Annotated in this window: 9 protein-coding genes and 1 tRNA gene; all 10 read right to left on the bottom strand. The window is 52.8% G+C overall.

The window, feature by feature from the left end; all coding sequences use genetic code 11:
- Nucleotides 1–674: 674 nt before the first annotated feature.
- Entirely contained in the window at nucleotides 675–5240 is a 4566-nt protein-coding gene (locus tag ACLEJR_RS08640) for an AAA family ATPase (protein ID WP_440813299.1), read from the bottom strand.
- A 660-nt stretch (nucleotides 5241–5900) separates the two neighbouring features.
- Nucleotides 5901–6743, bottom strand: a complete 843-nt coding sequence (locus ACLEJR_RS08635; protein WP_440813296.1) for a chromosome segregation protein SMC — start codon at nucleotides 6741–6743, stop codon at nucleotides 5901–5903.
- Nucleotides 6744–6834: 91 nt separating this feature from the next.
- A complete protein-coding gene (locus ACLEJR_RS08630) occupies nucleotides 6835–9729 on the bottom strand; it encodes a DUF927 domain-containing protein (RefSeq protein ID WP_440813294.1) in 2895 nt (964 codons plus the stop codon).
- Nucleotides 9726–9995 carry a DUF3077 domain-containing protein gene (locus tag ACLEJR_RS08625; RefSeq protein WP_440813293.1) on the bottom strand — a complete coding sequence of 90 codons (270 nt, stop codon included), beginning with the start codon at nucleotides 9993–9995 and terminating at the stop codon, nucleotides 9726–9728. Before ACLEJR_RS08625 ends, ACLEJR_RS08630 begins: the two co-directional genes overlap by 4 nt.
- Nucleotides 9992–10282, bottom strand: a complete 291-nt coding sequence (locus tag ACLEJR_RS08620) for a hypothetical protein (RefSeq protein WP_440813290.1) — start codon at nucleotides 10280–10282, stop codon at nucleotides 9992–9994. Before ACLEJR_RS08620 ends, ACLEJR_RS08625 begins: the two co-directional genes overlap by 4 nt.
- 534 nt (nucleotides 10283–10816) lie before the next feature.
- A complete protein-coding gene (locus ACLEJR_RS08615; protein WP_440813288.1) occupies nucleotides 10817–11122 on the bottom strand; it encodes a hypothetical protein in 306 nt (101 codons plus the stop codon).
- On the bottom strand, nucleotides 11119–11400 hold the full coding sequence (locus ACLEJR_RS08610; protein ID WP_440813287.1) for a helix-turn-helix transcriptional regulator: 282 nt from the start codon (nucleotides 11398–11400) through the stop codon (nucleotides 11119–11121). The genes ACLEJR_RS08615 and ACLEJR_RS08610 overlap by 4 nt, the downstream gene beginning before the upstream one ends.
- A gap of 101 nt (nucleotides 11401–11501) precedes the next feature.
- Entirely contained in the window at nucleotides 11502–12341 is an 840-nt protein-coding gene (locus ACLEJR_RS08605; protein ID WP_440813285.1) for a hypothetical protein, read from the bottom strand.
- Between the two features lie 282 nt (nucleotides 12342–12623).
- Nucleotides 12624–13865, bottom strand: coding sequence for a tyrosine-type recombinase/integrase (locus ACLEJR_RS08600; RefSeq protein ID WP_440813284.1), 1242 nt, complete (start codon nucleotides 13863–13865; stop codon nucleotides 12624–12626).
- 166 nt (nucleotides 13866–14031) lie between these two features.
- A tRNA-Met gene (locus ACLEJR_RS08595) sits at nucleotides 14032–14108 on the bottom strand.
- Between the last annotated feature and the right edge of the window lie 91 nt (nucleotides 14109–14199).

Below are 14199 nucleotides of genomic sequence, written 5' to 3'. Positions count from 1 at the left end.
TCCGGCGGGTTTCCAACCCGTGACGCCTCGATTTAGTCTGGGTCTCCTAGGTTAAGTATTAATCACCGAAATAAGCTTACGTACCGATGAGAGTTAATGAACTCGGTTTCGCTCGCTGGGGGATGCGGCTCACGGGGGAGTTGGGGACTCTTGAGCGAGTGTTACACAGGTTACAGGTGTAACGAAAAATTATAGCTATTTGATTTATAAAAGATTTAAACACTGTAACGCCCTGCCGGTACAAAGCAGGTAAGAGTGTTACGAAAAACAATAGTGTTACGCCGACAGGAGATTTTGGAGTACGAATCGGCAAAACAAAGCATTCTACCTTGCAGAGAGAATCGGGTAGCGCTTTGGAAGGCGATTATGGATCCCGGTTTTACGACTTCGGGCAAAATACTCATGGACGAAAAAGGAAATGCCGCTTGCTTGTTAGAGAACATGAAAGTTACAGCCGCAGAGATGGTAGGCTGATTGTCGGCGACCCACCATGTTTGGATATGTCCTGCCAGTGCACTGAGAACCGCTTAATGCGCAACGCTAGCGAGCTTGCATGTAGTGCTGAAAGGCGTATGTATAACGAACGCGGGGAAGTTATAACGGTGATTACTAGGGTGGATCGCTGCCCGTTGGCTGCGACCCATGTGCCAGTAACAATCTAGCTTCAATGAAATTTACGGCCTCTCGGCAGCTTTCAACCAATCAACAATCCCATTGACACCCAGTGAGAGTAGCGTGTCTTGCATTATTACGACGCGCTGCAATAATGCACCGGAATCAGATTCTTCTTTTTCCTCCGCCTCTGCAAAAAGGCGCGTTATAAGTTGGGTTAAACTATTTTGATAATCGTAAATATGGAGTTTGTTGCGGATAGCATACTCCAGGTATATCTCTAACGCCGCCATGGCTTGTTCTGGGTCGTTTTGTGAGTGCGAATTTAGCCATTCGTGGAAGCCAAATAAATCATGGTTACGCTTGTTGCTGTCATTGTTAATCGCAGAAAAAAATTTTCTGATAATTGTTATCGGTAGCTCAATGACGGGAGAATTCTCCCTAAATATACTCATCATTTTTTTTGCGACTACATTGCTGTGAGGGGAGGCTGAGCTTAAGCCGGTATCCATTCCGTTTATGCATAGTTCCCTATGTTGCTTAATGTTTTCAGAGTTTGCCCAAACCGCTATAGCGCCCTCCCATGCTGCGATGCTGTCCGACCTATACAGATTGGCGAAGAGGTCCTCTGACGATATATGTTTGGTCATTGTGGCTAAAGCCGATATTCTTCCCCAGGTCTCAAGATCTTTACCGTTGCCCTCATCTAGAAGTCGAGCCAGTAAAGGTTTAACTATCTCAAAATGATTGTGATATGAATAGTAAAGGCATGGCTCGGCTATTCGCCACAGGCCACAGGAGTTGTTCATGGTGAGATGAAACAAATTCCACCCTAGTTCAGGACGTTTGCTTTGTAGATACGGAAGTCGACGCAAAATAATCGCGCGGATTGCTGGGTTCTCGTCCCTGGCAAAGCGTTGCAATGCCGCAGGTAGAAGATCAGGAAGATCGCGTTCGCATTCTAGAAAGTTGTTGGCCAGGATCATCAGGGCATCGGCTACGTCGCCCTTAGTCATATTGATACCTAAATCGATTAAGTCAACGGAGTCTCCATGAAATGGGTCGGCTTCATACAGCGTTAAAAAACTGAAAGATAAAAATACAAGCCTCGTTGCTGCCAGTGAATCTTCAATGACATGAGCACAAGCTTGAAGTGCTTGGGCTGTGGTACGTCGGTGATGCCATTGCGCAGAATGTTTTTCCAGCTCGCTAAGAATGTTTTCTGCGAGCTCAGCAGCATCAGGCTCTTCAACAGGCGTCCATACACTGTGAGTATGCAAATTTCCATGCCGATGAGCTATATATGTAGCGACACCATTCATTATGTCATCGCGAAATTTCATGGAAATGTTTTGCCAACGTTCTGACAAGATTTTCAAAAACCGTGAAGGGTGACGTGACGCTGCCTCTTTCAGTAGCCCGCCAACTTCTCGCTCACCACCAATAAAGAATTCAATTCCTCGAAGATTTGAGTGGCCATCATAGTGGGTTAGTAAACTCAAAACTCCACTATCACTTGTATTAAGAAAAACTTCAAACGAGAATGGTGCTCCGACCATACCACCCCGCGAATAGATGTACGGCTCAGCAATCAATACACCTTCTGCTTTTTCATACGCATCCACCAGCGCTTGCGCTGCTTGCGAGCGCAGATAGCAAGGAATTGTTACGAGCAGCTCCGCTTGGGCTCTGATTATCCATGGGGCAATCTGGCCATTGATTTCCTCAGTCCACATCTTTAGGATGTTTGACGTCACAGTATCTTGTATGGGAGCGGCGAGTAGATGGAATGCTGAGCGTATTAATACGCCTAATTCATAAGAAAGTTTAAATTCTAGGATTTTAGCATCGCATAACATGTCTCCTATGAGATCGATGTTTGATTTAGGTGAAGAGGTATAAGCTAGTATAGAAAAATAGAGTAGCGCACCTTCACGATTCAGATGGATTCGCTTTCTATTTTTTTTCCACCATGTTGAGTTTTTTGAGGCGTGATAAAGGATCGCAGCTTCAACTGTGCCAAAAAGAATGTCTAAACTGTCCGAGTAGTTTATATCTCTTTGGCTATGTGTGTCTTCATATGAGGTGTGGTTTAAAAATCCGCTTCGGTATCCTATTCGCGTGTCCTCGTACAGTGAAGCCTTAAAATTGCTCCAGTGTTCAATCGATTGTATCGCCAAATCAAGTAGTGCCGTAGATTGCAACATGCGATTATGGAAAAAATCCTTATTTTCTCCAAATTCATGGGCTTGGCACCGAAGTTTGTTACCTAGCTTATATTGCAATATATCTTCGTCTCGAACGCTTTTTGCAATGTAATCCCACAGCCAAACATCTCCCACGGCACCTGCGGCGACGCATTTACCTATGACCCGGCCAAGAAAACTATGTTCAGATTGTGGTCTTTTTAGAAGCCGTTCCAATAGCGGGATCGCTAGATGTAAATACTCTGATTTTATTTCAGAAAGATTGATAGCAAGACGGTCTGCGATTTCATTATAATCAGGCAAATCTAGTGCCAGCACATCTGCCCAATAGGACAAAACCCCCTCAGTGTCTACGTTACTCCATTGCGTGATACGCTGAGCGTGTCCTGTCAATCCTTCAATATCTATCGAGGTTTTCATATATGGAACAAGGTACTTAAGCCAGAAGCGGTGCCAATCAACCGTACCTGCCAAGCCGTAAATTACCTGAAAAACTTCGCGATGATTGTCTCGCAGGTCACGTATCAATGACCAATCCCCATCCTGGGGTACCTGTTCGGCATATGATTCTGCTACTAAGCGTCTGATATGAAAAGCTGCGCTTCCCGTCAACACCGTGCGAAGTTGTTTTCTGAATTTCGAGCGTTCACCTAACGCTAAATATGCGACAAAGCTTCGGATGCTGGGTCGAACAAATGGAACAGGAGGTAAGCCTTTTATAAAATCATTCAATGTAGATCCGTCGCGGACGGCTCGACTTATAACTAGAACATCTAATAGCGTTTGATGGCCGAAGGTTAGTCTCCTATCCTGAGTTTCTTGCAGCACGTTCAAACTACACAACCGACGTTTAATGTCGTCAGATGCAGTGAAGCGCTGGTAGGGTAGCGATAAACTACGGTGTGTCAGCATTTCGCCGGCTAATGCTTCAATTGCTTGAATTGCCGTGTCGCCTAGTTCATTGTCGTTTAAAACTATTATGTCCAGGTACCGTTGGGCCAATGCTTGGCTGGTAACAACATTGAAGCTTCCATCACGTTGGGCAAGCTCTACAAATAGTGCTAATTCACGGGGATTTTCTATTAGCTGACGGGTCCCAATGTCAATCGACGTGGGCTCAATTCCAAGCTTTACAAGTAATGGTTCTACTTCAGTTTGCCAATCCAAAGATTTACATTTTACTTCACAGTCCCATTTTCTTTGGGCGATTCGTTGATCGTAATGTCTATCAAACTCCCGGCAAGCCGTAACGACAGTAATATTTGGGATAAAGAGCAAGCGATCTACTTGGGCAAGAAAATACTGCAGGGCACGATGGTCGCGGGCGATAGACAGAACATCCAGCGAGTCGATTACTATTACTACTTTTGCATCGTCAGCGAGTCGTGCCGCCTTTTCTACCCATTGTTCGGGTAAGCCTTGTGCTTGGCGTTCGTCTGAATTAGCTAAGTCGGCGAACTCTCGTGATTGGATAAATAATGGTACTATGTCTGAGTGAGATTTTGCTCGTTCCTCCAATGTCTCCTGTAGCGCTAGCATCGAGCAGGTTTTTCCTGAGCCTGGAAGGCCTGTAAGCAATATAGATTTTTTTTGTTCAAAGATTGCGGTCAGAAGTTCTTCTACAACTTTGTTGGGGATGCGTAGTCCCGCAATATCTCTTCTCCATGACCTGCCGATAGCAGAGGTATAGGAAAAGGAATGGCGTATCTCTGCAAGATTCATTGGTGGGACCAACGTCGCCCCGGCTTGCTGGATTACGGTCTTCAAATCGTTCTTTGTAAGTCGATGCTGCGGAGCGGTGGACACGCTATCGTCACCCATACGCGCACCTAGCAGATCAAGGCTCGTCCAGAGAGCGTTGAATGCTGCCTCGGGGTTACTAACCATGTTACGTAACCGTTCGAGCAGATTCTCTATCATGCGATCTAAATCGTCGCTGGTGACAAAGCTAGTCCGGCAAAGAAATTCATAATTTGAAAGTTTGGGACGGGTTTTTTTAAGTCGTGCTGATAAGTCTGAATTTACGGAGCTGTGCTCCTTACCTAGACTTTTTGTGTAACTGTGCTCGTCGTGCTGTGTTGTACTGTGTTCTTTCAGCTTTGCAAGGGCTCCAAAATTATTGCGAGAATAAAATCGGATTTTTATATTTTTATTTTTTGTTAGAGTGGTGGCGGCTTTATCTATTTCGTCTGACAAGTCCGCTAATGTCCAGGCTTTGAAATTGGTTTGATTTTTTTTGCACTGGCAGGCAATTAAATTTCCGCTGCTTTTTCCAATAACGATGTCATCAACGTCATAGTTGATTGAGTCAATTTCAAGCCATTGGTAATCTGGATCGGATAATACAGTTATTGCCCAATCGAAAGCCACCAGTGTTTGGTAACCGTCACCTCGATTGGAGCGCACGCCCGCGATGCTCATAATTTACCTCAGACAGAGATTACATCCTTGTTCATTATCGGCAGTCATGTTGCTCATTATATGCGCTTCCCTGATCTTCGCGAGTCGGTCACCGAGTTGAGCCCTGCGGTGGGATAACCTGACACCGGGAGTTGATTTGGAGGCCATGGTTGATGTTAATGCCCTAATGCGGTCTTTGGAATAAATAGTTTAGCTATTCGAAGCTTATTAGAGCTCGTCTCGTCACCACAGATTGAAGAGTTTGAGTCGTTGATTCCGAGGCGAGAAAGCGTTAGCTACTGCCTTCGGCCTGAAGCTTGCGCTTCAGGCCGAAATTAAGGGGCGGCCGGCCGGCTGGTTTCGGCAATTCAGCCCTGTCCTCGGAAGGTTAAAGTGGTATGGAAGCCGGTCAGGCTTCCTGTGCTCTTTAACTTCGAAACTTCAGTTTCTGATCGATAAGGCTCAGTTCAGCTCTGATCGCGTTGGCGGTGAGGCTTTGTATTGCTGTGTTTCTCCCCCAGCGAGATCCCATGAGCTTGAGCAGGCTGCTCAGATGGGTTCTCCTGGCCTTCAGCGTTTCGGTACGACTGGGGCTATTCTGCATTGCAGTGTTCATAGTGCTGATCCTGGGGCATTGTTTAAACAGCCCACGCACGTGGGCTGTTTCAGGTGGGCTGTGCGTTACAAAGCCAGCACGTCTTGTATGCCGTACCGCGCTGAGCGCTCTGAAAGGTCACTCCAGGCCCAACTGCTAAAGTTTTCGCCTTGCTCTGGAACGTTGAGCTTGAGCAGCGCAACAGGATCCCGGTCGATCATCCGACGCGCCGCGCAAAGTTGTCCGCCCACATCAAGCAATGCTTGAGCGGCCTCATTCCACTTCTCTTCGAGCACCGCGTTGGCGAGGTGCAGCGCCTTGTTCTCAATTTTTTGATGTTCTTCCTGCGCTTTAGAAATGTGCTGATCAATGGTGGCCAGCTCTTGCTCCAGAGCGCTGATGATTAGCTGTTGGCGACGGTTTTGCTCGGCTACAGTCGCGAGGTTTTTGGCCGCTTTTTGAGCATCAGCATTCGCGGTCTTCTCGCCTTCGGTGTCCCCCCACGCGACAGCCTGAGCGTAGGCCGTCGCCGCCTCGGTCTCGGCCTGCCGCGCCTTCGCGATTTCGTCTGTGGCTTGCTGACGGATTTCATTCAGGCGGGTGCTGACACCCCGCCTCTTTTCGTTGAGTTCGTGCTCGTCGGCTTTCCAGGTCGCCATAGCATCGCGGTAGCCCGCCATTAGCGTTTCGTGATTGGCGACGTTTTCGCGTCGAACAATTTTTTGATTCAACCGATCGATTTCAAAGTCCAGAGAATCACATTTTCTTTTCCGCTCAGCGTACTGATCCTGCACATCTCGTTCCCGGCCTCGCTCGATAGACTCGGGGCTGGCTAGGGCGGTCTCATAGGGCAAGAGTTCGGCTCGCAGGCGTTCCAGCTCGGAGTTCAGTTGTTCACGGCGGTCTTTCAGTTTTTGAAGGTCGTTCATTATTTCGTCTCTATGCAATTCGATTGGGTTGGGTTGAGTGGCTGGCGAGGCCGGGAATGAGCCGGCGCTACCTCTATCAGTAGGGATGCCGTCAGGCAGCCCGAGCCTCGCTCTCATCCGTTCCCGGAATCGTCTTCACGATGTAACAGCGTTGCGGGCCTAAACCAGGCAACCGGACCAAGCTCGATGCCTTCCCATCGCTACCAGGTTCCAACACGCCCCGGTGCAGCAGCTCCTTGTTCACGGCGTTGATGTTCATGCCCCGAAATATCTCGGATCGCCATGCCTCGGGCAGCACGTAGTAGGTGTGGGTGGTGTGCATGGTGTCGCCCATGCCGTGCTCCAGCGTTTTGCGAAAGCCCAGGCGGTCAATGGTGCGGGGCCCATGCTCATCGATCTTCGCGGCGGCGGTTTCCCAGCGGGTGAAGCGGCTTTCCCCAAAGCGCTCGATGATCTGGCGAAGACGGGCCAAGATCGCATCACCTTCAAGGTTCCCGGCGCCGCCACGCTCATTCAGCCACGCGCTTAGGCACACGCGTGCCGCAGTGGTCGCGGTGCCGTCGGGCCAGCCGGTGATGCCGAGCGCGGTGGCCAGCTCTCCGGCCGCAGCGGCCAACCCGAATCGTGCAGCGGCTCGGTGTGCCTGCCCACTGGCCGACGCGGGAAGGGCTTTGGCGACGAACCCTTCTAGAGTCCGGCGGAGGATGGTTGACCATCCGTGCATCTTGCCGGGCTCGCAAAGGGCCGCCAGGAACGCGGTGAGTGGCGTGCCATAGTATTTGGCTACCCGAGCCTTGAGCGTGTCAGAGAGGGCCGCTGCGTCATCGAAGCCACTCAACACGTCGAACATCCCCAAGCCTTTGCTGGCATCCGCTGGTACGGCGAGCATGCGTACCTCCATACCGGCTTTTAGCTCCTTGTTGGCTTCGGCCATGTGCTGCGCCAAAGTCTTCTCGCCTGTCGAGAGAAACAGCAAGCGCCACTCCTGTACCTGTCGGCCCGCTTGTCCTCGATCATTGGCGCGAGCCTTACCGGTGCCATTGCCAAGCATGTACACCGTTTCGCCGATGATGCGCGGGTCGCACATGCCGATTTCATCCAGCACCAGGAGCCCGTCCGAATGCGCGGCGGCGATGGATTCCAGGGCGTTGTCTGTCGAGCGCCAGGAACGCACTACACGTGGCCCGCCATAGATCGAGGCGGCCACTTGCAGGTGGGTGGTCTTGCCACCGGAGCTGTCGCCGTAGAGGTGAAACCCGCCCGATTCGTGACCGAGCATATTCAACAGCGGTCCCGCAAAGGCCACGCTGACGACGAACGCTAGACGATGGTTACCAACGCACAGTGCGCCGATTTGCTCCTGCCATTGCTCCAGTGTGCCGGACTCGCTGATCGGTGGGAGTTGTGCCCCAGCCTCATAGAAGTGCAGGTGTTCGTCATGCGAACCGATCTGCCGTTCGGGCAATAGGAAGGCATTGCCGTGCCAGCCGAGACGGGTGACCAGTCGAGCCCGTTGCGCACTGTCAAAGCCCTGCAAATAGCTCTGAAGGTCGTTGCGTGCGTTACGTCCCGAGCGACTGCCCGCCAGACGTAGACCCATGTCCACAAGGGGGCCGAGTACATCCTTGCCGAAGTCGCCGGTCATAGTGCGGGCCGGAATGTTCCAGCGTTTTTTCTGGCCGTCTGGGTCGTCGAACTCGACCAGCAAGCCCCAGTTGTGGCTCTTGTCGTCACGGGTGCGTGCGAGGATCTCCAGAGGCGAACACACAGGCCGTGCTTCGCCGTCGTCGCCAGAATAAAACACGCCTTCTGGCGTCAGGCGAAAACCACCGGGAAGCAGGTCATTTTTTGATTTGGCGGGCCGCTTGGTTTTCGGTGGTGCCTTTGTTTCGATTTCTCCGGCCGGAGCGGGGGTGGCTGCCGAGCCGAGCAGCTCACCAGTACGCTCCAGTTCGGCGAGGTGGGCCGATGTCCAGCCATTGGCGAGTGCGTCAGCTGCATCGTCGCCATCGTCCCATTGACCACCTTTGGCAAAGGTCGGTTTGCCATTCTTTAGCGTGGGCTTGCGTTTGAAGACGTCCAGGGCGATTGCTTGCACTGAGGCGGCGCCTATTTCACGCAGCTTTTCCGCGACGGCCTCCATGCAGCTCTGACCGCTGGAGTCGTTGTCCGGCCACAACAAGACAGACCGTCCTTTGAGCGGTGTCAGGTCGGCCTTGTGCCAAGATTTGGAACCGTTCGGCCAGCAGGTCGCCACATGGCCCGGCATCAACTCGGCAGCGGCATCGGCGGCTTTCTCACCCTCGCACAGTACGACCGGGGCATCGAGCCGTTGCGATAGTTCGTCCAGGTGCAGAAGAGGGCGTGGATCGGGCAGACCTTGCCAACGCCATTGCGTGGTTTGGCCGTCGGCGCGTTGGCACCAGGTCAACGGTGCAAAGACCTTCCTTGGCTTACCGTCTTCGTCCGGCCCCAGGTCGAACCGATAAAGCGCCATGAGGGGCCGGCGTTGGGCATCGCGATAGATCCAGACCTTGGAGGGCACGCCGTGTTGTCGGTGCTTGGCCGGGCACTTGTTCATGGCCTCAGCCGGGATCGGCTGAATGGCAATCCATTCCGGCGCTTTGCTTTTGCTCGGTGTGGGCTTTGATTGCGCGGCGCCTGCCGATACGTGCAGCAGATCCGCCAGCTTGTTGCAGGCCTCCACGTCCGTGCCGCCGTCTAGGTAGCGCACCAGGTCGATCAGGTCGCCGCCTTTGTCACCGGTAGCAAAGTCCGCCCAGGTGCCTTTGCTCAAGTTGACCTTGAGCGACCCGGCACGTTTGTCCGTGCGGGTCGGATTGGGGGCGGTGTATTCCTTGCCGCCATCGACCCGTTTGCCGTTGGGCAGCCAGTGAGACAGCACGCGATCAATGTCCTTGAGTGCGGCGCTCTTCACCTCGGCAAAGCTGGGGCGTTTTGTTGGTTTGTTCGTGCGCTGGGTCATGTATCGGCCCCCGGCATAAACATGGCATCGTTCACGTCATCGATCAGGGCTTTTGCCATTTCGCCGAGGTAGAGCGCGCACCAGCTGTAGCGTTCGCCCTTATCGCTCATGGCGGCATCGAGGGAGAGCTGATTAGCGTAATGCTGGAGGAGCGAAACCGTTTCGAGCGCGTCCTCAATAGGAATGCCCGCATTCACCCGAAACAAGCCCTTGCCGGAGATTTTATTGAAAAACGACGCTCGGCCGAGTGTGGTGTGAGCGCTCATACGGCACCGCCTTTCTGATCCATCGGAACAGACGTGGTGTCACCGTGCAGGGTCAGGGTTTTGATCAGTCCCAGGGTGCCCCGGACATCCCAAATAACAGCGGCCAGGACATGATTAGCTAGGCGTGGTCTGTCGCTTTCGCTTTCGAAATGGTCCTCAAGCAACATCAGTACGGACTCTGCGCGGTTGATAGCACAGGTGATTGCATCAACAGGAACACCCTTCTCGATGTCTTTGCTGACGCAGAGCAGGTCTTCAGGCAAGGCGAAGCTGAGTGGGGAATTCATTGGGCACCGCCTGCGGCTTCGAGAGCGCGAGCTTTGTCCATATGGGCGTTGTAACGGGCAAGACGAGTAGCGAGGCTGGAGTTGGCGTGTAGAGCGGCGAGAGCCATTGCACGGTGTGCAGCGGCGCGAATTTTGGACGGATTGAGGGCGTGTTGCATTTGTGAAGGCTCCTTGTACTGAGGAACCGCCACCGTCTGCCGCCAAGCAGATTAGGGTGACGGATTGCGCAGGATTGGCGGACCGGCGTACAAGGAGACCGGCGCACCCGAGGGTGCTCCTACGCAACCCGCCATAACACGGGAATGCAGACACAAAAAAAGCGCCTGCAATCGTAATGGGGGCGCTGTTGCGCCTTGTACTGTTTGGGCCGCCAAGCCCATTCGCTGAATTTGCAGCGACGACCAGAGAGTACCGCTGGTTTTTCGAAAGTGCAACTACGCGGGTGGCTTGCGGATTTTTCAGGTGTGGCATAAATTGTTCGGGCATGTAGATTTACCTCAACGCCTCCGGATCGCCCCCGGAGGCGTTTTCGTTTCAGGCATGAAATTCGAAGCGCAGGGAGAGCAGGGGCAGGAAGCCGCCTCGGAGCATCGAGCGGGCATCTTCATAGGCTTCCGCTTGCTGGCCTTCGTCGACGATCACCGCCCCAGTCTTTTCGCAGTGGAGCGAGAGTGCGCACCAGGTGCCGTCGGCCCAGCTGAGTACGCTGACTACGCGCCCCTGTTTGTCCTGCTGGCTGCGGTAGCGCTCCAGGCGTTGCATGAGGCGAGGCGAAAAGCCAATCTGGCGAAGAATGGAGAAGGGATGCATCAGGGCTTTGTTGGCAACCTTGAGGCTCATGCGGCCACCTGATCACGAGCCTCGATGCGGCTGCGTGCCCATGCTTGAACTTCAGACAGAACCCAGGCGACCGGCGCACCGCGAGCATTGCTGTTGCTCAGTTTGACTGGCTGAGGAAAGCCACAGTCAGGACGCTGCATCAGCTTGTAGATGGTGGAGCGTTTCATCCCCACGATGCCTTCGACTTCGCGCATGCGGATCAACGTCGAGGTGGCATCAAACAGCGAGGGGGAATTTGCAGGAGCCTTGCGGGGAAGGCCGGTGATTGAGGTATTCATAGGTATTGCTCTCGATTGGTTTGGACTGACGAGAGCAATGATCTAGGCGGTGAAGCGCGGTGAGCAGTTCACTTCCAATTGAAATCCGATTGAAATTTCAGTTACAGAACAAAGTTGCGTTTGAGGATGGCCTCTACGCTTTTGCGCGTGAGTGCCTTCTGAGTTTCGAGGGGGATCCACTCGGGACGCTGTTTTAGCGGTCTAGCAACTTCACGTTCCAGCCAAGCATGCACGGCGGTTGGGATGTTTCGCTCAGGCATGCCTTTCGCCAGGTAGTGCATGCCTTGCTTAACAATTGCAGCATCTCGGGCACTGGTGTCCTTGCTACGCTCCATGCCGCTTATGATGCCGCCTTTTTTGCGAATCGCATTCTTGATCGCTCGATCAGCGACGGGCGTCAGTTCGTCATCAATCAAGCAGGGCAGGGATATGATGGGCTCCAGGTGAAGGACGTACTGATCGAGCGCCTCAATGCGCTCATCTGGATTGGCCTGCATCTCTACAAACTGACAATAGAGTTCCCCCGGCCAGTCGGTCGGAGGCTCTGAAAGATGAGACCAAGCCTTCTGATCTGTTGTCCGCATCCAGTCGTTTAGCGCTCCCAGCGCTTTTACAGCACAAGCCATGATGTAGGCTGCGTGGGCATCGCGATCCGAAGCCGTTCCACACTCGCCGTATTGACGAACCCAGTGGGCGAGACGAGCTCTGGTGTCGGTGGAGGCATACTGAAAAATTGCCTCTTCATGCATTGTCGTTTTGATGCACAGCCTGCTGGGGTCGAAGTCGTTGATATCGTCGCGAACGCGAAGACAGCATTGTTCGATCAAATAGCACACGTCACGAATCTGTTCACGGCAGAGCTCGTATAGCGGCTGTGCCGAGAGAAAACTCATTAGTCCCGAGGTAAACGCGGAATCTACCAGGGATTGATGATCAGCCATGGCCGAGCGTCTCAGGCGTTGTGTCGCGCTTTATCCCACGCCCTGTGTGTCGCAAGTGAAGCCAGCGGGAGTCGCTCAATGACCAGACGCGTCTAACGTCAGCCCACAGTGAGTTAGGGGGGATAGACGCGTTACACATTGAGGCAGTGTCACACGCGGTGTACGGATATCTGCGTGGGCGTGTAACAGGCGTGAAAGCCAATGAAAACGGGTGTCTGGCGAGGTTATTTACACGAGTAACACCCGTAACATGGATTTTGAGGGGGGTATGGTAGTGGGTGCTCATACAGCCTTACCGAACTGACCTTGAATAACATTTCCGGCTTCAAGTGCATCAAGATGATCGGCATACCACTGCATCATCTTTATGCGCTGTTCAAGGTACTGGGCTTTGTTGTAAATCCCCCTGACACCTTGTGCCTTGTGACTGAGTTGGGCCTCGATATGGTCAGCGGGGTAACCATGCTCGTTGAGGATGGTGCTGGCGATGTGGCGGAAGCCATGACCGGTCTGGCGGCCTTCGTAACCAAGGCGCCTTAGTGCCATGAGAAACACGGTGTCGCTTCGGGGTTTGGTGCGGTCGCTTCTACCTGGAAACAGGAGAGGGTATGCACCGGTAAGTTGCCGAAGCTCCAATAGAGCATCTACGGCTTGAGTGCATAGCGGCACCAGATGTTCGCGGCCTTTTTTACGTCCCTTTCGTTCGACAGGCACTGTCCACAGTTTCTTGTCGAAGTCGAACTCCACCCAATGAGCTTCGCGAAGTTCGCTGGGACGGACTGCCATCAGGGTCAACAGCCGCAGGCCAAGCTGAACATCTTTGGCATGCGGATAGGAGCGTATAGCTCGAAGTAATCCAGGGAGCTCGTCAGGAGAGACATGAGCGTAGTTCTCTGCCTTTCCTGATGACAGAAACTTATGCACGCCCTCCAAGGGATTGTTAACGGCTCTGCCAGTTACGCGAGCCAGGTCATAGATATCTTTGCAGTAAGCCCTCACGCGACTCATCTGTTCCAGAATCCCCTGGCGCTCAAGTCCTCTCAATAGCTCCATCCATTCCATGGACATGATCGAGGTATAGGGGCGTTTACCTAGCAAGGGGAACACATGGCGTTCGAGTGCGCCGAGTATTCTTTTGGCAGTCCCAGCATCCCAGCCGCTAAGGCGAGACGTATGCCATTCCCTGGCTAGTGATTCGAAGGTGTCATTGGCTGCGTCAATGTCAGCCGCCTGACGAGCCTTCTTGGAGATGATTGGGTTCTTGCCCTCTGAGGCGTCAGCTCGCAGCTCTGCCGCTTTCTGTCGAGCGAAGGCGCCGCTTACTTCTGGATAGCCGCCGAGACCTAGCCAAGACCATTTGCCGTCCGGTTTCTTGTAGCGTAATTCCCAAGATTTTTGGCCGTTTGGTTTGACTCTGAAATACAGCCCAGGACTGTCTAGTTCGCGGTATGCCCCGGCCTCAGGCTCCAAGCTGGAAAGTGTTGTATCAGCGAGAGGACGTCGCTTGATATCGGCGCGCTTCATCCGTGTATGCCTCCAGTTCAATTAGTTCTGAAGCATACACGTGGGCATACACGGTGGGGAAGGATAGGGGTAGATAGAGGTGGACAGCCAGAAACAAGAAAGCCCGCACGAGGCGGGCTTCTTGAGGTGATTCATAGACTGCTGTAGACATCTATGGATCGGTACTTGGTGGCTACACAGGGACTTGAACCCCGGACCCCAGCATTATGAATGCTATGCTCTAACCAACTGAGCTATGTAGCCAAGTGGCGCGCATTATTCGCTGGTAACGAAGATGTGTCAAGCGCAAAGCTGAAATATTTCTCTGCGCTTTCAACCGCTTATCCATCCTCGC

It is taken from the genome of Pseudomonas sp. SMN5, from assembly GCF_052041925.1.
Taxonomy (GTDB): Bacteria; Pseudomonadota; Gammaproteobacteria; order Pseudomonadales; family Pseudomonadaceae; genus Aquipseudomonas.
Note: the sequence above shows the minus strand (reverse complement) of the source record. Positions and strands in the feature narration are given on the sequence as shown.